This window comes from Streptomyces viridochromogenes (assembly GCF_001270495.1).
In the GTDB taxonomy this organism is placed as follows: domain Bacteria; phylum Actinomycetota; class Actinomycetes; order Streptomycetales; family Streptomycetaceae; genus Streptomyces; species Streptomyces viridochromogenes_A.
Genome location: NZ_LGUR01000218.1, coordinates 13,068 through 34,318 on the forward strand (window position 1 = coordinate 13,068; position 21,251 = coordinate 34,318).

21 protein-coding genes are annotated in these 21,251 nt (G+C 71.6%); 14 read left to right on the top strand and 7 right to left on the bottom strand.

Annotated elements, in window-relative coordinates; translation table 11 throughout:
* Together bioD and ADK36_RS29495 are read left to right on the top strand one after the other, a co-directional pair.
* Nucleotides 1-717, top strand: a complete 717-nt coding sequence (gene bioD, locus ADK36_RS29490) for a dethiobiotin synthase (protein ID WP_053199613.1) — start codon at nt 1-3, stop codon at nt 715-717.
* A 36-nt stretch (nt 718-753) separates the two neighbouring features.
* On the top strand, nt 754-1,257 hold the full coding sequence (locus tag ADK36_RS29495; RefSeq protein ID WP_078916542.1) for a hypothetical protein: 504 nt from the start codon (nt 754-756) through the stop codon (nt 1,255-1,257).
* Here the strand turns inward: ADK36_RS29495 and ADK36_RS29500 are convergent.
* Nucleotides 1,254-3,749, bottom strand: coding sequence for a helix-turn-helix transcriptional regulator (locus ADK36_RS29500; protein ID WP_234329923.1), 2,496 nt, complete (start codon nt 3,747-3,749; stop codon nt 1,254-1,256). The two genes, ADK36_RS29495 and ADK36_RS29500, sit on opposite strands and share 4 nt — an antisense overlap.
* Before the next feature lie 109 nt (nt 3,750-3,858).
* On the opposite strand from ADK36_RS29500, the gene ADK36_RS29505 reads away from it, so the two are divergent.
* Complete coding sequence (locus tag ADK36_RS29505) at nt 3,859-4,545, top strand: esterase/lipase family protein (protein ID WP_048584971.1); 687 nt, start codon at nt 3,859-3,861, stop codon at nt 4,543-4,545.
* Between the two features lie 126 nt (nt 4,546-4,671).
* Complete coding sequence (locus ADK36_RS29510) at nt 4,672-5,364, top strand: class I SAM-dependent methyltransferase (protein WP_048584972.1); 693 nt, start codon at nt 4,672-4,674, stop codon at nt 5,362-5,364.
* Nucleotides 5,365-5,406: 42 nt separating this feature from the next.
* Here ADK36_RS29510 and ADK36_RS29515 read toward each other — a convergent pair whose 3' ends face one another.
* Together ADK36_RS29515 and ADK36_RS29520 are read right to left on the bottom strand one after the other, a co-directional pair.
* Entirely contained in the window at nt 5,407-5,781 is a 375-nt protein-coding gene (locus ADK36_RS29515; protein WP_030053912.1) for a hypothetical protein, read from the bottom strand.
* Nucleotides 5,782-5,785: 4 nt separating this feature from the next.
* Nucleotides 5,786-6,013: a hypothetical protein gene (locus ADK36_RS29520; protein ID WP_030053911.1), complete on the bottom strand. Its 228-nt coding sequence runs from the start codon at nt 6,011-6,013 to the stop codon at nt 5,786-5,788.
* Nucleotides 6,014-6,220: 207 nt separating this feature from the next.
* Here ADK36_RS29520 and ADK36_RS29525 point away from each other — a divergent pair, with 207 nt between their 5' ends.
* The 7 genes from ADK36_RS29525 to ADK36_RS29555 all read left to right on the top strand — a co-directional run bounded on the left by ADK36_RS29525 (nt 6,221) and on the right by ADK36_RS29555 (nt 14,568).
* Entirely contained in the window at nt 6,221-7,045 is an 825-nt protein-coding gene (locus ADK36_RS29525) for an ABC transporter ATP-binding protein (RefSeq protein WP_048584973.1), read from the top strand.
* Nucleotides 7,046-7,048: 3 nt separating this feature from the next.
* Nucleotides 7,049-9,646 (top strand): ABC transporter permease, encoded by a 2,598-nt coding sequence (locus ADK36_RS29530; RefSeq protein ID WP_053199615.1) that lies wholly within the window; start codon nt 7,049-7,051, stop codon nt 9,644-9,646.
* Nucleotides 9,647-9,701: 55 nt separating this feature from the next.
* On the top strand, nt 9,702-10,607 hold the full coding sequence (locus tag ADK36_RS29535) for an LLM class F420-dependent oxidoreductase (RefSeq protein WP_078916543.1): 906 nt from the start codon (nt 9,702-9,704) through the stop codon (nt 10,605-10,607).
* 56 nt (nt 10,608-10,663) lie between these two features.
* The gene (locus tag ADK36_RS29540; RefSeq protein ID WP_048584975.1) at nt 10,664-11,089 is read left to right on the top strand and encodes a GNAT family N-acetyltransferase; all 426 of its coding nucleotides are present in this window, start codon (nt 10,664-10,666) and stop codon (nt 11,087-11,089) included.
* A 210-nt stretch (nt 11,090-11,299) separates the two neighbouring features.
* Nucleotides 11,300-12,667, top strand: coding sequence for a hemolysin family protein (locus tag ADK36_RS29545; RefSeq protein WP_048584976.1), 1,368 nt, complete (start codon nt 11,300-11,302; stop codon nt 12,665-12,667).
* On the top strand, nt 12,664-13,677 hold the full coding sequence (locus tag ADK36_RS29550) for a hemolysin family protein (RefSeq protein WP_048584977.1): 1,014 nt from the start codon (nt 12,664-12,666) through the stop codon (nt 13,675-13,677). Before ADK36_RS29545 ends, ADK36_RS29550 begins: the two co-directional genes overlap by 4 nt.
* 108 nt (nt 13,678-13,785) lie before the next feature.
* Nucleotides 13,786-14,568: an SGNH/GDSL hydrolase family protein gene (locus ADK36_RS29555; protein ID WP_053199617.1), complete on the top strand. Its 783-nt coding sequence runs from the start codon at nt 13,786-13,788 to the stop codon at nt 14,566-14,568.
* A 58-nt stretch (nt 14,569-14,626) separates the two neighbouring features.
* Here ADK36_RS29555 and ADK36_RS51155 read toward each other — a convergent pair whose 3' ends face one another.
* Nucleotides 14,627-15,556 carry a hypothetical protein gene (locus ADK36_RS51155; protein ID WP_159391215.1) on the bottom strand — a complete coding sequence of 310 codons (930 nt, stop codon included), beginning with the start codon at nt 15,554-15,556 and terminating at the stop codon, nt 14,627-14,629.
* Nucleotides 15,557-15,837: 281 nt separating this feature from the next.
* Here ADK36_RS51155 and purB point away from each other — a divergent pair, with 281 nt between their 5' ends.
* Together purB and mug are read left to right on the top strand one after the other, a co-directional pair.
* Entirely contained in the window at nt 15,838-17,280 is a 1,443-nt protein-coding gene (gene purB, locus ADK36_RS29565; protein ID WP_048584980.1) for an adenylosuccinate lyase, read from the top strand.
* Between the two features lie 13 nt (nt 17,281-17,293).
* Nucleotides 17,294-17,839 carry a G/U mismatch-specific DNA glycosylase gene (mug, locus tag ADK36_RS29570; protein ID WP_048584981.1) on the top strand — a complete coding sequence of 182 codons (546 nt, stop codon included), beginning with the start codon at nt 17,294-17,296 and terminating at the stop codon, nt 17,837-17,839.
* Nucleotides 17,840-17,843: 4 nt separating this feature from the next.
* Here the strand turns inward: mug and ADK36_RS29575 are convergent, their stop codons facing one another.
* Genes ADK36_RS29575 through ADK36_RS29585 form a run of 3 tightly spaced genes read right to left on the bottom strand, consistent with a single transcriptional unit; the run spans nt 17,844 to nt 19,963 of the window.
* Complete coding sequence (locus tag ADK36_RS29575) at nt 17,844-18,272, bottom strand: hypothetical protein (protein WP_053199620.1); 429 nt, start codon at nt 18,270-18,272, stop codon at nt 17,844-17,846.
* Between the two features lie 41 nt (nt 18,273-18,313).
* Entirely contained in the window at nt 18,314-19,039 is a 726-nt protein-coding gene (locus tag ADK36_RS29580) for an ABC transporter permease (RefSeq protein WP_048584983.1), read from the bottom strand.
* Nucleotides 19,040-19,042: 3 nt separating this feature from the next.
* Nucleotides 19,043-19,963, bottom strand: coding sequence for an ABC transporter ATP-binding protein (locus ADK36_RS29585; protein ID WP_048584984.1), 921 nt, complete (start codon nt 19,961-19,963; stop codon nt 19,043-19,045).
* A 109-nt stretch (nt 19,964-20,072) separates the two neighbouring features.
* Between ADK36_RS29585 and ADK36_RS29590 the strand changes: the two genes are divergently transcribed.
* Nucleotides 20,073-21,242, top strand: coding sequence for a sensor histidine kinase (locus ADK36_RS29590; protein WP_053199623.1), 1,170 nt, complete (start codon nt 20,073-20,075; stop codon nt 21,240-21,242).
* The last annotated feature ends 9 nt before the right edge of the window (nt 21,243-21,251 follow it).

Sequence of the window (21,251 nt, forward strand, 5' to 3'; positions counted from 1 at the left end):
ATGCCGGTACTGGTGATCACGGGCACGGGCACGGAGGTCGGCAAGACGGTCACGACGGCCGCGGTCGCCGCGGCCGCGGTGGCCGCGGGCCGGTCGGTGGCGGTGCTGAAGGCCGCGCAGACGGGCGTGACGCCGGACGAGCGTGGTGACGCGGCAGAGGTCGCGCGGCTCGCGGGTACGGTGACGGCCGTGGAAGTCGCCCGGTATCCCGAGCCGTTGGCCCCGGCGACGGCCGCGCGGCGCGCGGGAAGGGCGCCGGTCCGTCCGCACGAGATCGCCGACGCCGCCGCCAAGCTGGCCGCCGAGCACGACCTGGTACTGGTGGAAGGGGCGGGCGGGCTGCTCGTCCGCTTCGACGAGGCGGGCGGCACCCTGGCGGACGCGGCCGAACTGCTGGCCGCGCCGGTCCTGGTGGTGGCGTCGGCGGGACTTGGCACGCTGAACACGACGGAGCTGACGGCGCGTGAACTGCGCGGTCGACGGCTGGACCTGCTCGGCGTGGTGATCGGCAGCTGGCCCGAGGCACCGGATCTGGCGTCGCGTTGCAATGTCGCGGACCTGCCGGACGTGGCGGCGGCGCCGCTGCTGGGCGCGGTGCCGGCGGGTGCGGGGGCGCTGGCACCCGCCGACTTCCGTGCCGCGGCGCCGGGTTGGCTGGCGCCACGGCTGTTCGGGACGTGGGACGCGGAGGGGTTCCGCGGGCGGGCGGCGCCGTGAGACGGGCGTGACAGGCAGGCATGCCATTCTCTGATCATGACCAACGCCGAAGCCGCCGAAGACCGGCACGGCGACGAGTTGCCGCTGACTCCGGCACCCACCACACCGGCCGAGTGGGACGAGCTGATCGACGGCTGGGACGAGATCCGGCAGGGCTACTACCTGGGCGACGCGCGGCGTGCGGTGCTGGATTGCGCGAGGCATCTCCAGGCGAGCGTGACGGCCGGCGGCCCGGACACCGCGCTGTGGACCTTCGGGCTGGTGCTGACAGGCCCCTACGTCATCCACGCCCGCCCCGACGCGGCGGCCGAGGCCCTCGTGCGGGAGGCCATGAGCGCGGTCGAACGTGCTCTGGGGCGGACGCCCTGTCCCCATGAGGAGCATCCCTGTGACGACATGCCGCTCGATGTCGACCTGGACGACTTCCGGTGTGTCCTGGAGATGCGGGCCGAGCCCGAGGGTGATGGCGCCCCCGAGGCGGAGATCTGGGCCTGCCCGCGCAATCTCGCCGGGCTCGCCCGCGCCTTCTCCGACGTCTAGACGGCCTCGTTCTCGTCGCCCTCGGCGACGATCCGCACCAGTTCGATGCGCGAGCGGATCCCGAGCCGGGTGAAGACGCCCCGCAGGTGGTGGTCGATCGTGCGTGGGCTGAGGGCGAGGCGGGCGGCGATCTCGCGGTTGGTGGCGCCCTCGGCCGCCATCCGGGCGACCAGGAGCTGCTGGGCCGTAAGGCGGGTCGAGGGGTGTTCCGGCGTATCGGGCGTCGGTGCGGCGGGTGCGCCGAGGGCGCGCAGTTCGGTGCGGGCCTGGGTCGCGCAGTGCGGGGCGCCGAAGGAGTCGAACGCCTCCAGGGCGCTGTGCAGGCGGTCGCGTGCCTCCGTACGGTGGCGCAGTCGACGCAGGGCGCTGCCGAACAGCAGCTCCGTGCGGGCGCGTTCGAAGTCGCGGGTGCCGTGGGAGTGCAGGTCGAGTGCCGTGCGGTAGTGCTCCACGGCTTCCTCCCCGGGGGCGAGCAGGGCTCGGCAGCGGGCGCTGAGGGCCAGGTCGTCGGGGCTGCGCACGGTGCTCGCCCAGCGGTGGTAGTCGGCGTGGGCGACGCGGGCGACGCGGGTGTCACCGGTACGGACCGCGGCCTCGACGTAGTGCGGGATCGCCAGATGGCGGATGGCCCGGTGGCCGTGGCCGGGGCCGAATCCGGCCAGGGCACGCAGTCGGGCGGCCGCGGCCGCGAAGCGGCCACTGCTCAGGTCGAGGAAGGCGAGCGCCCACTGGGCGAGGGCGGCGGGCAGACCCAGGCCACGGGCGAGGGCGTACGACCGTGCGGTCGCGGCACGTTCGCGGCAGAGGTCCGCGTCTCCGGTGAGCGCCGCGAACATGGCCAGGGCCGCCTGGAGATGACAGGCGCCGTTGTCCTGACCGATGGCGTGGGCCTGCCACAGCCCGTCCGCCGCGGCGGCCTCACCGGCGCGCGGGCGTCCGGTCCAGAAGTCGGCGTACGCACGGAACTCCATCGCCTGTGCCACGGTCACCGGGGTCCCCCGCGCCCGGGCGGAGGCGGCCGCACGCAGGGTCGCGGTGGCCGCGCGGGTGTGGTCGCCGAGGAGCAGGGCGGCGATCCCGGCGTGGATCAGGACGGTCGGTTCGCCGCCCGGCCCGCACCGCCCGGCCGCGGCCCTCAGCAGGTCACGCGCGTCCTCGTACCGCCCGTCGAACGCGGCCACGAGCCCGCCGAGCGTGCCCGGTGGCACGACCCCGAGCCGATCGGCGATGCGGACGGCCTCGCGCAGGCGGCGCAGGTCTCCGGTGTAGACGGCGGCTTCGGTGGCGCGGGCCAGGAGGTGCTCGGCGCGGGCGGAGGCAGACCCTGAGATGGCAACCGCGGCCGGCTCAACGGGCGTTGGGTCCGCGGGCGTGGCCGGTACTACGGGAACTGGGCCCGATGGGACGGCGGGGGCGGCGGGGACTGCACGGACTGCTGCGGGTCCGGAAGGGGCGTGGGCCAGGGGCCGGGATGCCTCGTCCACGGCTTCAGCCGCCCGGGAACCCGCTTCCTTGGCGGCGGTCGCGGGGTCTCCGGCACCTGGGGTACCGGTGTCCGCGTCCGTCGACGCGGTGGGCACCGCTCCGCCGTCCGGCCGCACGGCCTCCGCCCCCGCCCGCACCACTCCGGTCAGCAACGCGTCGAACGCCTCTGCCGCGTTCCCCGCCCGGAGGGCGAGCACCCCGTTCAGCGCGTCGTCGGACCCGGCGGCGGCCAGCCTGCGCGCTCGGTCCCCGTCACCGGACTGCCAGGCGTACGCGGCAGCGCGGGCCGTCAGGCGGGTCTGCTCGCACGGGTCGGGGCAGAGTGTGGCGGCGCGCTCCGCCAGGGCCCTCGCCAGAGAGAGCCGCCCCGCGGCGCCCGCCCTGTGCGCGGCGACGCCGAGTTCGGCCGCCAGGCGCCCGCTCGGGCCCAGCGCTCCCGCACCCCGGTGCCAGGAACGCCACGGCGTCTCGCCCTCACCGCCCAGCACGCGGGCCAGCAGGCGGTGGACGTCGCGACGGTCGTTCGGGGAGCCGGTCTCGTAGGCCGCGATCCGCGTCCACGCGTCGCGGAACACGACCCCGCCCGCTCCCGCGTGTGCGATCCCGGCCGCCTCGGCGGCGTCCAGTGACCGTGTGTCGAGGCGGGCGGCCATGACGGCGCGCAGGAAGGCGTCCGTGGGGACCGGGTACTGGTCGGCCGCGGCGAGCACCAGCAACAGGCGCGTGTCGTCCGGCAACGCCCTGATCTCCGCCCGGCGTTCGCGCAGCAGTGACGGGGCCAGTTCGGCGGGTTCGGTCGGGAGCGGGTCGGCGCCCGTCGCCTGGCGGTCGGTCAGGCGCGGCACCAGTTCCACGGCGGCGCGGGGATCGCCGTATACGGCACGCAGCACCCGGACGCGGACGCCTTCGGGAAGCGTGGCGGCCAGTTGTCGCCACGCGTCCGTGAGCGGCCGCGGTGGCGAAGTGCCGTCCAGAGGCGGGGGGTTCACCGGAGTCACCACACACATGACGTTACTGGCGAGTTAATTGAACCGTAAAGACCGGCGATTTCGCCGATGCGGCGCGCGTAGACCCGGCTCGACACTCCTGACAACCCCACACGTTTCAGGAGGCATCATGCAGCGCCCCAAGCGTCGCATCGCCACGGCCGTCTCGGCCCTGGCCGCATCGCTCCTTCTGTCACTGTCCCTCTCCCCCACCCCCGCGCATGCCGCGACCCACAACCCCGTCGTCTTCGTCCACGGCCTGAGCAGCTCGGCGAGCAGCTGGGACGACTGGGCCGGCTACTTCGAGGCCGACGGCTACACCGCCGCCGAGCTGGACGCCTGGTCCTACGACTGGGGCCAGTCGAACGCCACCACCGCCCGGCAGCTCGCGACCGAGATCAGAAACGTGCTCGCCCGGACGGGCGCCTCGAAGGTCGACCTGGTCGTCCACTCCATGGGCGCGCTCAGCTCCCGCTACTACCTCAAGAACCTCGGCGGGACGTCGTATGTCGACGACTTCGTCTCCACGGCCGGCGTGAACCACGGCACCTCCACCGCCTCGTGGTGTGCGTGGCTGTACACCTCCTGCGCGGAGATGAACACCGGCAGCTCGTTCCTCAGCTCCCTGAACTCCGGCGACGAGACCCCGGGCGGTGTGTCGTACGCCAGCTACTGGTCGAACTGCGACGACGCGCTCACGCCCGACACCACCGCGATCCTGAGCGGCGCCACCAATGTCGAGGTCGGCTGCGTCTCGCACACCGACATGAACAACGACCACGGCGTGTACGAGCAGGTCCGGGACTTCATCGGCTGACCTGGCCGGGAAGCAGCAGGAAGGACACGGAACGACCAGGAACGACGGCCACCGCGGCGGCGGGGGGTGCGTCGGCCCCGTACGGGGGACAATCAGGGTGAGTCCCGTCCCACCCGGGAGGTCCCCATGGCCCTACGGTCCGCCGGCTCCGGCAAGGTGTCACGGGGTCCCGTGCACCACCCGCTGTTCGCCCGTTTCTACGCCCGGATGAGCGTCAACGCCGAGACCCGGATGGGCATGGGCGGCATCCGCGACCGGCTGCTGTCCGGGCTGTCGGGCCGGGTGATCGAGATCGGCGCCGGCAACGGTCTGAACTTCACCCACTACCCGAGCGCGGTCTCGGAGGTCGTCGCCATCGAACCGGAGCGCCTGCTACGGCGGTTGGCGGTGGAGTCCGCGCTGCGCGCCGAGGTTCCGGTGGACGTCGTACCGGGCACGGCGGAGGCGCTGCCGGTCAAGAGCGAGGCCTTCGACGCGGTGGTGCTCTCGCTGGTGCTGTGCAGCGTGCGGGACGTGCCGCGGGCGCTCGGCGAGGTACGGCGCGTGCTGCGACCGGGTGGTGCGGTGCGGTTCTTCGAGCACGGCCGGGGCGGCGGGCGCGCGATGCTCCTCACCCAGCGTGCGCTGGACCGGACGGTGTGGCCGCTGGTGAGCGGCGGCTGCCATGTCTCCCGTGACCCGGTCGCGGCGCTGCGCGAGGCAGGGTTCGAACTCGGCCCGTGCCGACGGGTGATGATGCCGGAGAACGGGCCGGTGCTCCCCTCGTCGTACTGCGTGCTGGGCACGGCGTGGCGGCCGACGGAGGAGCGGCCCGTCTGATCACGTACTCCGCCGCACGGACGCGGCTTCACGGACTCCGCTTCACAGACTCCACTGGCGCAGTTCGCGCGCGATGTCCTCGACCGAGGCCTCACCGCTCTTGACCAGGCGCGCCAGATCGCGCACCTGCTCGGGTGAGGTGACGACCTTGAGGCCGCTGGCGACCAGATAGGCGTAGGCCACCGCGGAGGCGAACAGCGCGTTGGAGCGCTCCAGGGCCGGGACGTGGATGAGCAGTTGGAGCAGCGCCGCGGCGCGGGCCTGCGGACTGTCGTAGACGGGGATGTCGAATATCTCCGCCTGATGGCGGGCGACGGCGGCGACGAGAGCGCCCCAGTCGGTGACCTGGGGGTCCCCCGGTGTCCTCTTCTCGGCGAGCATCAGCAGCCAGGCGAGGTCGATGTTCAGATTGCTCAACGGATCAGCGACGACCTTCGTGCTCCGCGCCGAACTCCTCGGCGAAGACGGACTCGTACTGCTTCATGAAGTCGGCGGCGGCGTCCACGAACGTGTGCCCGACCTCCCCGGTGTCCTTTCTGACCAGCTCTTCGATGTAGCGGTTGACGCTCATGCCACGGGCCAGGGCACGTTCGCGTGCCGCGCGGGCGGTGCCCTCGTCCACTCTCACGTTCAGCTGGGTCTTCGCCATACTCCCAAGCTAGCGCTCGGACGCTAGCACCGGCAAGAGGTCACCCCGGCCACCCGGAGGGGAAACGTGCCCCTTACATCGACATCAGGGACCCGACCTGGGGCGGAGACCGACCGGGACCTTGGGGGGATTTCAGGTGTGTGGTGGATCACATTACGCTCGGCCGTGACGGCGGGTCGTTCCGTCCCCGTCCATGAGGAGGCGGTCTTGTCCACAGCAGCTGCCCAGTACGCCCCGGGCCCCGCGTCGGCCGACGGGATCGCGGCCCGCGCCCGCGGTCTGACCAAGGCGTACGGCTCGGGCGAGACGACGGTGCTCGCCCTCGACTCGGTGGACGTGGACATCGCGCGCGGCCGCTTCACGGCGGTCATGGGGCCGTCGGGTTCGGGGAAGTCCACGCTGATGCACTGCCTGGCGGGCCTCGACAACGTCTCGGCGGGACAGGTGTGGCTGGGTGACAGCGAGATCACCGGGCTGAAGGACCGCGAGCTGACCCGGTTGCGGCGGGACCGGATCGGCTTCATGTTCCAGTCGTTCAACCTCATTCCCACCCTGAACGCCGCCGAGAACATCACCCTGCCCATGGACATCGCGGGCAAGAAGCCCGACGAGAAGTGGCTGGACCAGGTCATCGACACGCTGGGGCTGCGCGACCGGCTGCGGCACCGGCCCTCCCAGCTCTCCGGTGGCCAGCAGCAGCGCGTCGCCTGCGCCCGCGCGCTGGCCTCCCGGCCCGAGCTGATCTTCGCGGACGAGCCGACCGGCAACCTCGACTCACGGGCCGGTCTGGAGGTCCTCGGCTTCCTGCGCGACGCTGTCGACCAACTGGGGCAGACCGTCGTGATGGTCACCCACGACCCGGGCGCCGCCGCCCACTCCGACCTGGTGCTGTTCCTGGGCGACGGACGGATCGTGGACGAGATGGAGCGCCCGACGGCGGAGGCCGTACTGGAACGAATGCGCCTGTTCGCCGGCGGGAACCCCGTCGGCAGCGACCAGGCCGCTCCCCCACAGCCGCCCGAGAAGGGCTGACCGGTGCTCAAGGCGACGCTCAGGAGCTTCCTCGCGCACAAGGGGCGGCTGCTGCTGTCCGCCCTGGCGGTGATCCTCTCCGTGGCGTTCGTCGCGGGCAGCCTGATCTTCTCGGACACCGTCAGCCGTACCTTCGACCGGCTCTTCGCCTCCACCGCCGCCGACGTCACCGTCACCCCGAAGGAGACCCTCGACGAGACGATCCCCTCGGGCCAGACCCTGACCTTGCCGGCCTCGCTCGCCGACCGTCTTGCCCAGGTCGACGGGGTCGCCGCGGCACGCGCGGAAGTGGACGTCGAGGGCCTCACCGTCGCCGACGAGGACCGCGAGTCGGTGGGCCCGACCACGGGCGCCCCGACGATCGGCACCGCCTGGAACCCGACCGAGCGCAGCCCCGTGGAGCTCACCTCCGGTCACGCCCCCGAGGGCGACGCGCAGGTGCTGATCGACGCGGACACCGCCGACAGCAAGGACGTACGGATCGGCGACCGGCTCACGGTCATCGGGCAGGAAGGGTCCTTCCCGGTCGAGGTCGTCGGCATCGTCACCTTCACGACCACCAACCCCGGTGCCGCGCTGGTCTTCTTCGACACCGAGGCGGCGCGGACGAAGCTGCTGGGCGACCCGAAGGCGGCCACCTCCGTCTCGCTCGACGCGGCCGACGGCGTCAGCGACGCGGAACTCAAGCGGCGCGTGGCCGACGCCCTCGGCGCCGACCCGGACCCTGACACCGTCACCCCCAACGACCCCTACGAGCTGCGCACCGCCGACGAGCAGGCCGAGTCGGACGTCGAGCAACTGGGCGGGTTCCTCGACATCATCAAATACGTGATGCTCGGCTTCGCCGGGATCGCCGTACTCGTCGGCGTCTTCCTGATCGTCAACACCTTCTCGATGCTGATCGCCCAGCGCACCCGCGAACTGGGCCTGTTGCGGGCGCTCGGCGCCGACCGGCGCCAGGTGCGGCGCTCGGTCCTCACCGAGGCGCTGCTGCTCGGCCTGGTCGGCTCGACGCTGGGACTCGCGGCCGGCATCGGGCTGGCCGTCGGGCTCATCGAGCTGATGGGTCTGATGGGCATGAACATCAGGGCGACCGAGATGGTCATCGGCTGGGGGACGCCGGTGACCGCGTACGTCGTCGGCCTCGGCGTCACCTTCGTCGCGGCGTACCTCCCGGCCCGGCGTGCGGCGGGGGTCTCGCCGATGGCGGCCCTGTCGGACGCCGAGATCGCCGACATCGGACGGCCGCTGCGGCTGCGCGCGGTCGTCGGCTCCGTGGTCGGGGCGGCCGGTGCGGCGGCGCTCGTGGGCTGTGCCGTGTCGTCGAAGACGTCCACGGCGGCGTCCCTGCTGGGCCTCGGCGTCATCCTGACCCTCGTCGCGACCGTGATCGCGGGACCGCTGCTCGTACGGCCCGTGATCCGGGTCCTCGGCGGGGCCTTCCCCGCGCTGTTCGGCTCGGTCGGCCGGATGAGCCAGCGCAACGCCCTGCGCAATCCGCGCCGGACCGGGGCCACGGCCGCCGCCCTGATGGTGGGGCTCGCGCTGGTCGGCGGGATGTCGGTGGCCAGCGCCTCGATGACCAAGTCGTTCGACCAACAGATCGACAAGACGTTGGGCGCCGACTTCGTCGTACAGAACGGCAACTTCGTGCCCTTCCCGCGGGAGATCACCGACCGGATCCGCGACACCGAGGGCGTGGGGCTGGTCGTACGCTCGCAGTTCACGACGATCGCGGTGCGCCTCCCGGACGGCGACCGCGTGAAGACAACCGCCGCGGCCTATGAACCCGAGCTCGACGAGGTCGCCAACATCACATACGCGCAGGGCGACTCCGGCGAGGCGCTCGCGGACGGGCGCCTCGCCATGGACAAGGACTTCGCCGAGGACCACGGCGTACGCCTCGGCAGCACCGTCCCCGTCGAGTTCCAGGGCGACCGGCGGGCCGAGCTGACGGTGGGCGCCCTCACCGACCAGGAGTCCGCCGACGGGTTCGGCAGCCAGGGCGGGATCTACTTCGGGCTCGGCACGCTGGAGAAGTACGCGCCGGGCGGGCAGGACGCGGCCGTGTACGTCAACGCCGCCTCCGGCACCAGCGCCGACGCCTTGCGGGCCGGTCTGGAGAAGACGCTCGACCCGTATCCCCAGGTGCAGGTCCGGGACATCGCCGACTACAAGGAGCTGGTGCACAACCAGATCGCCGTGCTGCTCTACCTCGTGTACGCCCTGCTCGGCCTCGCGATCATCATCGCGGTGCTCGGTGTGGTGAACACCCTCGCCCTGTCGGTCGTCGAGCGCACCCGGGAGATCGGGCTGCTGCGGGCCATCGGGCTCGCCCGGCGGCAGCTGCGCCGGATGATCCGGCTGGAGTCGGTGGTGATCGCCGTGTTCGGCGCGGTCCTGGGGCTCGCGCTGGGGCTGGTGTGGGGCGTGTGCACCCAGCAGGTGCTGGCGTTGCAGGGCATGACGGCGCTCGCGATCCCCTGGGGCACCATCGTGGCGGTGGTGATCGGCTCGGCGGTGGTGGGCGTGGTGGCGGCGCTGCTGCCCGCGCTGCGTGCCTCGCGCATGAATGTGCTGGCGGCCATCGCGCACGAGTGAGGAAAGTGATGGAATCGCGGCAAGTGCTCAAGTCCCTTGCAGATGAGGAGAGTTCGTGTCGCAAGCGCAGAGCCCGCGTCCGTTCCGTTTCGGCGTCAACCTGATGACCTCCGCCCCGGCCGACGAGTGGCGGGCCAAGTGCCGCCGGGCCGAGGAACTCGGCTACGACGTGATCCTGGTCCCCGACCATCTGGGCATGCCCGCGCCGTTCCCGGCCCTCGTCGCGGCGGCCGAGGCGACGGAGCGGCCGCGGCTGGGCACCTTCGTACTCAACGCGGGCTTCTGGAACCCGGCGTTGCTCGCCCGCGAGGTCGCGACCACCGACGCCCTCACGGGCGGACGGCTCGAACTCGGCCTCGGCACCGGCTATGTGAAGGCCGAGCACGACACGGCGGGGCTGCCGTGGGGATCACCGGGTGAGCGCGTGGATCATCTGCGGCGCACGGTAGACGAGTTGGAGCGGCTGCTCGCCTTCGAGGAACACCAGCCGCAGCCGGTGCAGAAACCGCGTGTGCCGCTGCTCATCGGTGGAAACGGCGACCGGATGCTGCGCCTGACCGCCGAGCATGCCGACATCGCGGCCTTCACGGGCGCGCGCTCGACTCCTGGGAGCAGGACGGGACAACTGGAGCCGCTCACCGCCGAGGAACTCGACGAACGTGTCGCCAGATACGTGGGACTGGCGGAGGGCCGCAAGGAGCAGGCGGAATTGAACCTGCTCCTCCAGATGGTGATCGAGACCGACGATCGCGAGGCCGCCGTCCAGCCCTTCCTGGAACACCTTCCGCAGCTCACCGTGGACCAGATCCTGGAGCTGCCCATCAGCCTGATCGGCCCCCGGGAGGACATCACCGCCCAAGTGCTGGCGCTGCGCGAGCGGTACGGCTTCTCGTATCTGACCGTCCTGGAGCCGTACATGGAGGCGTTCGCCCCGGTGATGGCGCGGCTGCGCGGCGAGTAGCCGTCCGGATACTGGAATGCCGCGTCCCGTTCGCTCGCCCGTGATGGGATCGCGGCATGACTGATCCGCGGATACGGGCCGCGACGGCCGCCGACCTCGACACCGTGCTGGCCTTCTGGAAGACGGCCGCCGAGGGCACGAGCATCAGCGACGACCGGGACGGCGTGGAGCGGCTGGTCGCCCGCGATCCCGAGGCGCTGATCCTGGCGGAGCTGGGCGGCGAACTGGTCGGCACGGTGATCGCGGGCTTCGACGGCTGGCGCTGCCATCTGTACCGGCTGGCGGTGCATCCGGAGCACCGCCGCCGGGGCATCGGCTCGGCGCTGCTGACCGCCGCGGAGGAGAGGTTCGTACGGCTCGGCGGGCGCCGCGGTGACGCGATGGTGCTCCAGCGCAACGAGACCGCGCACCATGCCTGGCGTGCGGCCGGGTACACGCCCGAGGAACAGTGGCGGCGGTGGGTGAAGCACCTGACCGACTGAGCCGGGCCCGACCGTCGGGACGACCGGCTACAACGTCGGGACGACCGACCCCGATCGTCGGGACGAGGTCCTTTGCCCACCCTTTACTATTGGTGGACCACTTCGGTCCTCCCCTGAAAGGTGTGAGCGTCCGCCCATGGGCGAGCCTCCCAGTACCCGACATCGCGCGATCCACCCCACCCTGTCCGACGATGGGACGGAGGTGACCCGATGACCGAAGTGATCCTCCTGCTGGTGGCGATCCTGCTCTCGCTCGCCTGCGGTGCCTTCGTCGCGGCCGAGTTCTCACTGACCACGGTCGAGCGCAGCGAGCTGGAGCGGGCCGTCGAGCGCGGTGAGCGGGGCGCCTCGGGCGCCCTGAAGGCCGTACGGAATCTGACGTTCCAGCTCTCCGGCGCGCAGCTCGGCATCACCGTCACCAACCTGGTCGTCGGCATGCTCGCCGAGCCGTCGATCGCCAAGATGATCGCCGGCCCGCTGGAGTCGCTCGGCATCTCCAGCTCGGCGTCCGGTTCGATCGCGCTCGTGATCGGTACGGCCCTGTCGACCATCGTCCTGATGGTCGTCGGCGAGCTGGTGCCCAAGAACTGGGCGATCTCCTCACCCCTGGCCGTGGCGAAGACGGTCGGGAACGCGCAGCGCTGGTTCAGCGCGGTCTTCCGCCCCTTCATCACCCACCTCAACAACACGGCGAACCGCGTCGTGCGCCGCTTCGGGGTGGAACCCACCGAGGAGCTGGCCGCCGCGCGCGGCCCCCAGGAGCTGGCCGCCCTCGCCCGGCACTCCGCCCGGGAGGGCGCCCTGGAGGCGGACACCGCCGAGCTCTTCGTACGGACCCTGAACCTGGCCGATCTGACCGCGGAGAACGTCATGACCCCGCGGGTCCAGGTCATCGCCCTGGAGGCCCAGGCGACCTGCGAGGACGTGGCGAACGCGACCCGGGCGACCGGGCTGTCCCGGTTCCCCGTCTACCGCGGGAGCCTCGACTCGGTCGTGGGCACCGCGCACATCAAGGACATCCTGGCGGTGCCCGCCGGCCTCCGGCCCCGCGTCTCGGTCGCCGAACTGATGCGCGAGCCGCTCCTCGTCCCCGAGACGCTCACCGTCGACCGGCTCCTCGACCGGCTCTCCGGCAAGCGCACCATGGCCGTGATCATCGACGAGTACGGCGGCACGGCCGGGGTGGCGACGCTGGAGGACATCGTCGAGGAGGTCGTCGGCGAGGTACGGGACGAGCACGACCCGCACGAGACGCCCGACCTCGCCCAGGCGGGCAGTGACGACGAGGGCCGGACGCTGTACTCGGCCGACGGCTCCGCGCGCGTGGACCAGCTCGCGCGCGTGGATCTGCGGGCACCCGAGGGGCCCTACGAGACCCTGGCCGGTCTCGTCGCGGCGGAGCTCGGCCGTATCCCCGCCGTCGGTGACCGCGTCGAGGTCGCCGGCTGGCGGCTCGACGTGGTGGACGCCACGGGCCGCAGGGCCGCCCGGGTCCTGCTGCACGCGCCACTCGACGACGCGACGGAGACCGAGAAGCACGACAAGAACGAGAAGAACGAGAAGGAGACCGGGCGATGACCGCCGTACAGCTGTTCATCGGCTTCCTGACGCTGGTCGTCAACGCCTTCTTCGTCGGCGCCGAGTTCGCGCTGATCTCCGTACGGCGCTCGCAGATCGAGCCGTACGCCGACCAGGGCGACCGGCGCGCCAAGAGCGTGCTGTGGGGTCTCCAGCACGTGTCCGCGCTGATGGCGGCCGCGCAGCTCGGCATCACGCTGTGCACGCTGGTGCTCGGCGTGGTCGCGGAACCCGCCATCGAGCATCTGCTGGAGCCGGTGTTCCACGCGGTGGGCGTGCCGGAGAGCGCCGGACACGTGGTCTCCTTCGTGATCGCGCTGACGCTGGCCACCTATCTGCACATGCTGCTCGGCGAGATGGTGCCGAAGAACATCGCGCTGGCCGAGCCGGTGCGCAGCGCCCTGATGCTCGGTCCGCCGCTGGTCACGCTGTCCCGGGCGCTACGGCCGGTGATCTTCACGATCAACGCCTTCGCCAACGCGCTGCTGAAGCTGCTGCGCGTCGAGACCAAGGACGAGGTCACGGCGACCTTCTCGGACGCCGAGCTGGCACGCCTCGTGCGTGACTCCGGCGAGGCCGGCCTCATCGACGAACGCGCGCGGGAGCGGCTGCACGACGCCCTGGAACTGGGCCGCCGGCCCGTCCGTGACGTGGTGCTCCCGCTGGAACGCGTCGTCTACGCGCGCGTGGGCGTCACGCCGGAGGAGCTGGAGGGCCTGTCGGCCGAGTCGGGCTTCTCCCGCTTCCCGGTCGTCGACTCGGGCCGCCGCATCGTCGGCTACCTGCATGTGAAGGACGCCCTGGACGCCTCCCCGCGGGACGTGCCGTTCGAGGTGCGCGACATGCGGCCCATCGCAAGCGTCCGGGAGAGCACGCCGCTGGACGACGTCCTCACGGCCATGCGTGGCAGCCGCACGCACCTGGCGGCCGTACTGGGCGGCGACGGGCGACTGGCGGGGCTGGTGACAATGGAGGACGTGCTGCGGGAGCTGTTCGGACAGCGGGCCTGACGGCGGGGCAGCCGGAGGCCCGGCCCGGCAGCCGGATCCCGATGGCGACCGGGGCGACCGGGGCGACCGACCGATGGGTATGGTGCTCGGGCTACCATTTCTGTCGCCATGCAGACGAACCCCACATACAGCAGCCTGGTCGCGGTCGGCGACTCCTTCACCGAGGGCATGTCGGACCTGCTCCCGGACGGTTCCTACCGGGGCTGGGCCGACCTCCTCGCCGGGCGGATGGCCGCCCACGCTCCCGGCTTCCGGTACGCCAACCTCGCGGTGCGCGGGAAGCTGATCAGGCAGATCGTCGACGAGCAGGTCGACGTGGCGGCAGCCATGGGCGCCGATGTGATCACGCTGGTCGGCGGGCTCAACGACACCCTGCGGCCCAAGTGCGACATGGGGCGGGTGCGCGGACTCCTTGAGGAGGCCGTGGAAAAGCTCGCCCCGGCGTGCCGGCAGCTGGTGCTGATGCGCAGCCCGGGACGGCAGGGGCCGGTCCTGGAGCGCTTCCGGCCCCGCATGGAGGAGTTGTTCGTCTGCGTCGAGGAGCTGGCCGCTCGACACGGCGCGATCGTCGTCGACCTTTACGGCGCGCCGTCGCTCAGCGACCCCCGCCTGTGGGACGTGGACCGGCTGCACCTGACGGCCGAGGGTCATCGCCGGGTCGCGGAGGCGGTGTGGCAGACGCTCGGCTACGACCCCGAGGACACCGAGTGGCGCACCCCGATGCCGGCCACCCTGCCGCCGGGGTGGGCCGCACGGCGGGTCGCGGACGCCCGGTTCGCCCGGCAGTACCTGCTGCCGTGGATCGGGCGGCGGCTGACGGGCCGGTCGTCCGGCGACGGGCTACCGGCGAAGCGGCCGGAGCTGCTTCCGTACGAGGGGCCGGGGGCCTAGACCCACGGCGAGGGCGGAGACAGCAGGGTGCCGGACCGTGGCCCGGCACCCTGTGCGTTCACCGACGGGACGCGGCCCGGCTGCGCCGGTACATGACGGTTCCGGCGATCAGCAGCGCCCCACTGGCGGCGATGCCTCCGATGACGCTCTCAGTGCCGGTCTCGGGCATGTGGGGGTGCTCCGGCTTCGCCGGCGGCGTCTTGGACGGAGGGGGCGTGGGCTCGGGCTTGCTGGGCGGAGATGAGGGTTCGTGCTCCTCCTCGCCGTACCCGTACCCATAGCCGTCCGGCTCCTCGCCGTAGCCGTAGCTCGGCTTGTCGTCGCCGTAGCCGTAGCCGTGGTCCTTCGGCTTTTCCTCGCCGTAGCCGTAGCCGTGATCCTTCGGCTTCTCGTCACCGTAGCCGTAGCCATGGTCCTTCGGCTTTTCCTCGCCGTAGCCGTAGCCATGGTCCTTCGGCTTCTCGTCGCCATAGCCGTAGCCGTGATCCTTCGGCTTTTCCTGACCGTAGCCATGGTCATTCGACTTCTCGTGGCCGTAGCCCTGATCCTTCGGCTTCTCGGAACCGTAGCCGTCGTCCTTCGGCTGCTCGGTGCCATAGCCATAGCCGCTCGGCTTCTCAGAGCCGTAGCCGGTGTCGCCCCATCCAGAGGTGCTGTTTCCAGAATCGGGCTCCGACACATTCCACCCGCTGAACTTGTCGTTCAACTTGTCGAATCTGTTCTGCATCTCGCCGAAGTTGTCGTGCATCTTCTGGAGCTTCTCATCCAGCTCGTCCAGCCCGTCCGAGCCCCATGGATCCGTACGGCCCGGCAGGGCAGCGGCGGAGTTCACCACGGTCCCCTGCATATGCGGGGCCGCGGTCGCACACGTGCCGTACAGAGAAAGGGCGCTTGTCGTGGCGGCGGCCACGATCAATCCCCTGGTCAGGGCTTGTCGCATTCTCGTTGTCTTTCTCTCGGGCGGAATGGGGAAACCGGCGTCGGTCATTGACTCGATCGTGCCGATTGCCAGGATTCGCGAGGTCGTCGCAGGAGCCGTGATGCCTCACGTTCACACTCGCCACGACGTCCAGACTATGAACGAAATATGGAGGTCGGAGGAAGCCAGGACGCGTCGACGGCCGGGGAATTCACCCGATCGCCCGCCGACACCGGCGTCACGGGCCCGAATCCTGACGAGAAGCCGATCCTGAGCGCCCCCTGACCTGGGCTGCTCCGGACCGCATGGGCGACCGGGGGCCGGCTGGACGCCGGGTAAACTCCATACACGTGACTTCTGCGCCCGCCAAGCCCCGCATCCCGAACGTCCTCGCCGGACGCTACGCCTCCACCGAGCTCGCCACGCTCTGGTCCCCCGAGCAGAAGGTGAAGTTGGAGCGGCAGCTCTGGCTCGCCGTGCTGCGGGCCCAGAAGGACCTCGGCATCGAGGTGCCGGAGGAGGCGCTCGCCGACTACGAGCGCGTCCTGGACACCGTCGACCTGGCCTCCATCGCGGAGCGCGAGAAGGTCACGCGGCACGATGTGAAGGCGCGGATCGAGGAGTTCAACGACCTCGCCGGGCACGAGCACGTGCACAAGGGCATGACCTCCCGCGACCTCACGGAGAACGTCGAGCAGCTCCAGATCCGGCTCTCGCTGGAGCTGATCCGCGACCGTACGGTGGCCGTGCTGGCCCGTCTGGGCAAGCTGGCCGGCGAGTACGGCGAGCTGGTCATGGCCGGCCGCTCCCACAACGTCGCCGCGCAGGCCACGACCCTGGGCAAGCGTTTCGCGACCGGCGCCGACGAACTGCTCGTCGCCTACGGCCGGGTCGAGGAGCTGCTGGGCCGCTACCCGCTGCGCGGCATCAAGGGCCCGGTCGGCACGGCACAGGACATGCTCGACCTGCTCGGCGGGGACGCGTCGAAGCTGGCGGACCTGGAGGACCGGATCGCCGGGCACCTCGGCTTCTCGCAGGCGTTCACCTCGGTCGGCCAGGTCTACCCGCGCTCGCTGGACTACGAGGTCGTCACCGCGCTGGTGCAGCTGGCCGCCGCGCCGTCCTCGCTGGCCAAGACGATCCGGCTGATGGCCGGGCACGAGCTGGTGACCGAGGGGTTCAAGCCGGGCCAGGTCGGCTCCTCCGCGATGCCGCACAAGATGAACACCCGCTCCTGCGAGCGCGTCAACGGCCTGATGGTCATCCTGCGGGGCTACGCCTCGATGACCGGCGAGCTGGCGGGCGACCAGTGGAACGAGGGCGACGTGTCCTGCTCGGTGGTGCGCCGGGTCGCGCTGCCGGACGCGTTCTTCGCGCTGGACGGCCTGCTGGAGACGTTCCTGACGGTGCTGGACGAGTTCGGCGCGTTCCCGGCGGTCGTGGCGCGTGAGCTGGACCGCTACCTCCCCTTCCTCGCCACCACCAAGGTGCTGATGGGCGCGGTGCGCGCGGGCGTGGGCCGTGAGGTCGCGCACGAAGCGATCAAGGAGAACGCCGTCGCCTCCGCGCTGGCGATGCGCGAGCAGGGCGCCGAGCGCAACGAGCTGCTCGACAAGCTGGCCGCCGACGGGCGCATCCCGCTCGACCGGGCCCAGCTGGATGCTCTGATGGCCGACAAGCTGTCCTTCACGGGCGCCGCGGCCGACCAGGTCGGCGTCGTCGTGGGCCGGGTCGAGGAGATCGTGAAGCAGCGCCCGGAGGCCGCCGGTTACACGCCGGGGGCCATCCTCTAGCGCGCCGCACGGCATGGCGCGCTTCACCGCCGAGCAGTTGGAGGCCGCCCGCGACCGTCTGGTGCCGGACGTCGTCGCGGACGGTCTCCATGTGCTGTTCTGCGGCATCAATCCCGGTCTGATGACGGCCGCGACCGGCCATCACTTCGCCCGCCCCGGCAACCGCTTCTGGCCGGTCCTGCACCTGTCCGGCTTCACCCCGAGGCTCTTGGAGCCTTCGGAGCAGGACGAGTTGCTGTCGTACGGCCTGGGCATCACGAACGTCGTGGCGCGGGCGACCGCACGTGCCGACGAGCTGAGTGCCGAGGAGTACCGCGAGGGCGGGCGGCTGCTGACGACGAAGGTGGCCCGGCTGCGGCCGCGTTGGCTGGCCGTCGTCGGGGTCACCGCCTATCGGGCGGCGTTCGACGACCGCAAGGCCCGGGTGGGGCCGCAGGAGCGGACGATCGGGGACACGCGCGTGTGGGTGTTGCCGAATCCGAGCGGGCTCAACGCGCATTGGACGGCGGCGACGATGGCGGAGGAGTTCGGGCGGTTGCGGACGGCGGCCGAGGCCTGACGGGTCACGGCGGGTCGATCTCCGTGACGACACCGAGCAGCTTCACGTCGTCGGCCTCGTCGCGGTCGGCGACAACGACCGCGACCCACCGGCCCGTCCCTTCCGCTTCCCAGACGCAGGCCACGCGGGCGCGGGCGCTGAGCGAGGCCCAGGGCTCGGGTATCTCCTCCTGTGCGGTGCGCAGCGATACTGTCTGGAGGTTGTAGGGACCCGTCTCCCTCCAGCGGAACGCGAACTGCTCGTCCAGGGCGTCGCGGTACTTCTCGTACTGCTCCACCGTCGCCGCACGCGTCCCACAGTCGCCGTGGCTGCTCTCTAACACCACGATGTGGTAGCCGGGGCCGCTCATCTCTCCGTCCGACGAGGTGTATTCCGCCGCGAACGGGCGGAAGCACAACTCGTCGAGGAGAGCGATGTGCCGTGCGATGTTCATGCGTTCCAGTAAACCCGGCCCCACTGACAATTGGCGTGCCGTCAGGCATCCCGCCGCCGCACGCTCCACGCCCCGCCCAGCAGCGCAGCCGCCGTCCAGAGCGCGGTGACGGCCAGGCCGGACCAGGGTCCGAGGGTGCCGTCGTACGTCTGGTGCAGCGCGATCTGACCGGCCTTGTCGGGCAGGAAGTCGGCCACGGTGCCCGCGGCGTCGCCGATGACGAAGGACACCACGAGGATGAACGGGATCAGGAGGGACAGCGTGGCCACTCCGCTGCGGAGCACCGCGGTGAGTCCCGCCGCGAACAGGGCCATGAGCATGAGGTAGATCCCGCAGCCCAGGACCCCGCGCACCTGCTCGCCCGTCGTGACCTCGCCGGCCGCCGAGCCGAGTCCCGCGCGTGCCACGAGGTTGGCCGTGCAGGCGGTGACGAGGCCGACGAGCAGCGCCGGTACGGCGATGGCCGTCATCTTCGCGGCGAACCACCGTCCGCGCCGCGGCACCGCGGCGAACGTCAGCCGGAGCGCACCCCCGTGGTACTCCGACGACACGGCCGTCGCGCCGAACGAGATGGCCGCGATCTGGCCGGGCAGAACGCCGGACAGCGCGGTGAAGAGCGGGTCGAACTCGGGGTCGGAGCTGCCGTCGGTGCCCGCCAGCGCGGAGAACGCGGTGGTCACGGCGAACAGCGCGAGCAGCGCTCCCGGCAGCGAGCGGAGCGTACGGATCTTGAGCCACTCCGCGTGGAGCACGGGTGCGAATGCCATGGTTCAGGCCTCCTGGGGCTGTGCGGTGAACTCGGCCTCGGTCGCGGTCAGGTCGAGGTATGCCTGCTCCAACGTGGCTTCCTCCGCGGTGAGTTCGAGGATGGGAACGCCTGCCTGCGAGGCGAGGCGGCCGATGTCGTCCACGCGTGCGTGGCGCACGGTCCAGTGCCCGTCCTCGTGCTCGACGGCGTCGTGACCATGGCGGGCGAGGGCGGCCCCGAACGCGGTGGCGTCCGTGGTGCGGACGCGGACGCGGGGCTCCACGCGTGCGTGGATGAAGTCGCGCATCGGGGTGTCGGCCAGCAGGCGGCCCCGGCCGAGGACCACCAGGTGGTCGGCGAAGGACGCCGTCTCGTTCATGAGGTGGCTGGAGACCAGGACCGCGCGCCCCTCTCCCGCGAGGCGGCGCAGCAACTCACGGATCCAGATGATGCCCTCGGGGTCGAGGCCGTTGGACGGCTCGTCGAGCAGGACGACCTCGGGGTCGCCGAGGAGGGCCGCAGCGATGCCGAGCCGCTGGCGCATCCCCAGGGAGTACGTCTTCACCCTGCGGCGGGCGACCGACGCGAGCCCGGTCTCCTCCAGCACCTCGTCGACCCGGCGGACGGCGATGCGGTTGCTGACGGCGAGGACGCGCAGGTGGTCGCGGGCGGTGCGGGAGCCGTGCGCGGCCTGGGCGTCGAGCAACGCGCCCACGTGACGCAGGGGTTCGCGGAGGGTGGCGTACGCGCGACCGCCGATGGTCGCCGTTCCGGACGTCGGCCGGTCGAGGCCGAGCACGAGCCGCATGGTGGTGGACTTCCCGGCGCCGTTGGGCCCGAGGAAGCCGGTGACGCGGCCGGGGAGGACGGTGAAGGTGAGGTCGTCCACGGCTCGCCGGGTGCCGTACTCCTTGGTGAGGGCTTGGACTTCGATGCTGGTCATGGCATTCAGCCTGGCCGTCAGAAGTGGGTCGGGCCGTCCCCCGCCGGTGGAGATCGTCTCCCCCGTGCGGGGGAGGCTCGTTGTCAGTGGCGGCTGGCACGATGGCGAAATGGTCCGCTTGCTGCGCCCGTTCGGCCGGGCGGTGACGTACACACGGTGGCTGCATCTGTTCATCGCCATCGTGGCGCCGAGCCTGCTGCTGTTCGTGCGGGAAGAGTGGTGGATCTGGTTGATCGCGGCCGCGGTCCTCGCCCCGGCCGGGCTGGTCCCGGCGATGCGCACCGTGGAGGGGTTGCAGGCCAGGCTGCTGCTGACGGGTCACCGGCACGACAGCGGGAGCACCGGCGTCGTCGTCGCGCCGTCCGCCTCCTGGGGCGACCGTGGACGGCTCGTCGTATGGCTGGAGGCGCGGCTGCTGCTGGGCTACGCGACCATGACGTGCAGCGCCCAACTGATCTTCGCCACGGTGGACCTGGTGGCGGCCCCGTTCGGCCGTGACTTCGAGGAGGGCGGGCCGCTCCTCCTCGACGGGCACCACTGGTGGCACGTCCTGCTCGTGCCGTTGCCGCTGGCCGCTCTGGGGGTGAGCGTCCTCGCCGCGGGCCATCTCGTCACCGCACTCGCCCTCCGCCTCCTGGGCCCCTCCCCGGCCGAGCGCCTCGCCGCCCTGGAGGAGCGCACCGAGCAGCTCCTGGAGCGCACCCGTATCGCCCGCGAGCTCCATGACTCCATCGGCCACGCCCTGACCGTGGCCGTCATCCAGGCGGGCGCCGCCCGCGCGGCCGGTGATCCCGCCTTCACCGACCGCGCCCTGAGTGCCATCGAGGAGACCGGGCGGGCCGCCCTGGAGGACCTGGAGCGCGTCCTGGGTGTCCTGCGCGAGTCCGAGCGGCCGGTCAGCAGCCGACCGACGCTCACGGACGCCGGCCGCCTGCTGGAGTCCGCGCGGGCCTCCGGCACGAAGGTCGACGTCGAAATGACCGGGCCGTTGGACACCGTGCCCGGGCCGGTCTCCCGGGAGGGCTATCGCATCCTCCAGGAGTCGCTGACCAATGTGCTGCGGCACGCGGGCTCCGTCCCGGCCCGCGTCCGCGTCGCCGTCGCGGACGGCACCCTCACCCTGGAGATCCGCAATCCGCTGACCGACGGCATACCCGGGCCCGGCAGAGGCAGCGGCCTGCGCGGCATCCGCGAGCGCGCGGCCCTGCTGGGCGGACACGCGCGGACCGGTCCCGCCGAAGGCGACTGGCAGGTACATGTTGAGCTGCCGTTGAGTTGATCTAGGCTG

What these genes read in the sequence shown, in the direction of transcription:
- bioD (WP_053199613.1), top strand. Translation starts at nt 1, where the DNA reads ATGCCGGTACTGGTGATCACGGGCACGGGCACGGAGGTCGGCAAGACG.
- ADK36_RS29495 (WP_078916542.1), top strand. Translation starts at nt 754, where the DNA reads ATGACCAACGCCGAAGCCGCCGAAGACCGGCACGGCGACGAGTTGCCG.
- ADK36_RS29500 (WP_234329923.1), bottom strand. Translation starts at nt 3,749, where the DNA reads ATGTGTGTGGTGACTCCGGTGAACCCCCCGCCTCTGGACGGCACTTCG.
- ADK36_RS29505 (WP_048584971.1), top strand. Translation starts at nt 3,859, where the DNA reads ATGCAGCGCCCCAAGCGTCGCATCGCCACGGCCGTCTCGGCCCTGGCC.
- ADK36_RS29510 (WP_048584972.1), top strand. Translation starts at nt 4,672, where the DNA reads ATGGCCCTACGGTCCGCCGGCTCCGGCAAGGTGTCACGGGGTCCCGTG.
- ADK36_RS29520 (WP_030053911.1), bottom strand. Translation starts at nt 6,013, where the DNA reads ATGGCGAAGACCCAGCTGAACGTGAGAGTGGACGAGGGCACCGCCCGC.
- ADK36_RS29540 (WP_048584975.1), top strand. Translation starts at nt 10,664, where the DNA reads ATGACTGATCCGCGGATACGGGCCGCGACGGCCGCCGACCTCGACACC.
- ADK36_RS29545 (WP_048584976.1), top strand. Translation starts at nt 11,300, where the DNA reads ATGACCGAAGTGATCCTCCTGCTGGTGGCGATCCTGCTCTCGCTCGCC.
- ADK36_RS29550 (WP_048584977.1), top strand. Translation starts at nt 12,664, where the DNA reads ATGACCGCCGTACAGCTGTTCATCGGCTTCCTGACGCTGGTCGTCAAC.
- ADK36_RS29555 (WP_053199617.1), top strand. Translation starts at nt 13,786, where the DNA reads ATGCAGACGAACCCCACATACAGCAGCCTGGTCGCGGTCGGCGACTCC.
- ADK36_RS51155 (WP_159391215.1), bottom strand. Translation starts at nt 15,556, where the DNA reads ATGACCGACGCCGGTTTCCCCATTCCGCCCGAGAGAAAGACAACGAGA.
- mug (WP_048584981.1), top strand. Translation starts at nt 17,294, where the DNA reads ATGGCGCGCTTCACCGCCGAGCAGTTGGAGGCCGCCCGCGACCGTCTG.
- ADK36_RS29575 (WP_053199620.1), bottom strand. Translation starts at nt 18,272, where the DNA reads ATGAACATCGCACGGCACATCGCTCTCCTCGACGAGTTGTGCTTCCGC.
- ADK36_RS29580 (WP_048584983.1), bottom strand. Translation starts at nt 19,039, where the DNA reads ATGGCATTCGCACCCGTGCTCCACGCGGAGTGGCTCAAGATCCGTACG.
- ADK36_RS29585 (WP_048584984.1), bottom strand. Translation starts at nt 19,963, where the DNA reads ATGACCAGCATCGAAGTCCAAGCCCTCACCAAGGAGTACGGCACCCGG.
- ADK36_RS29590 (WP_053199623.1), top strand. Translation starts at nt 20,073, where the DNA reads ATGGTCCGCTTGCTGCGCCCGTTCGGCCGGGCGGTGACGTACACACGG.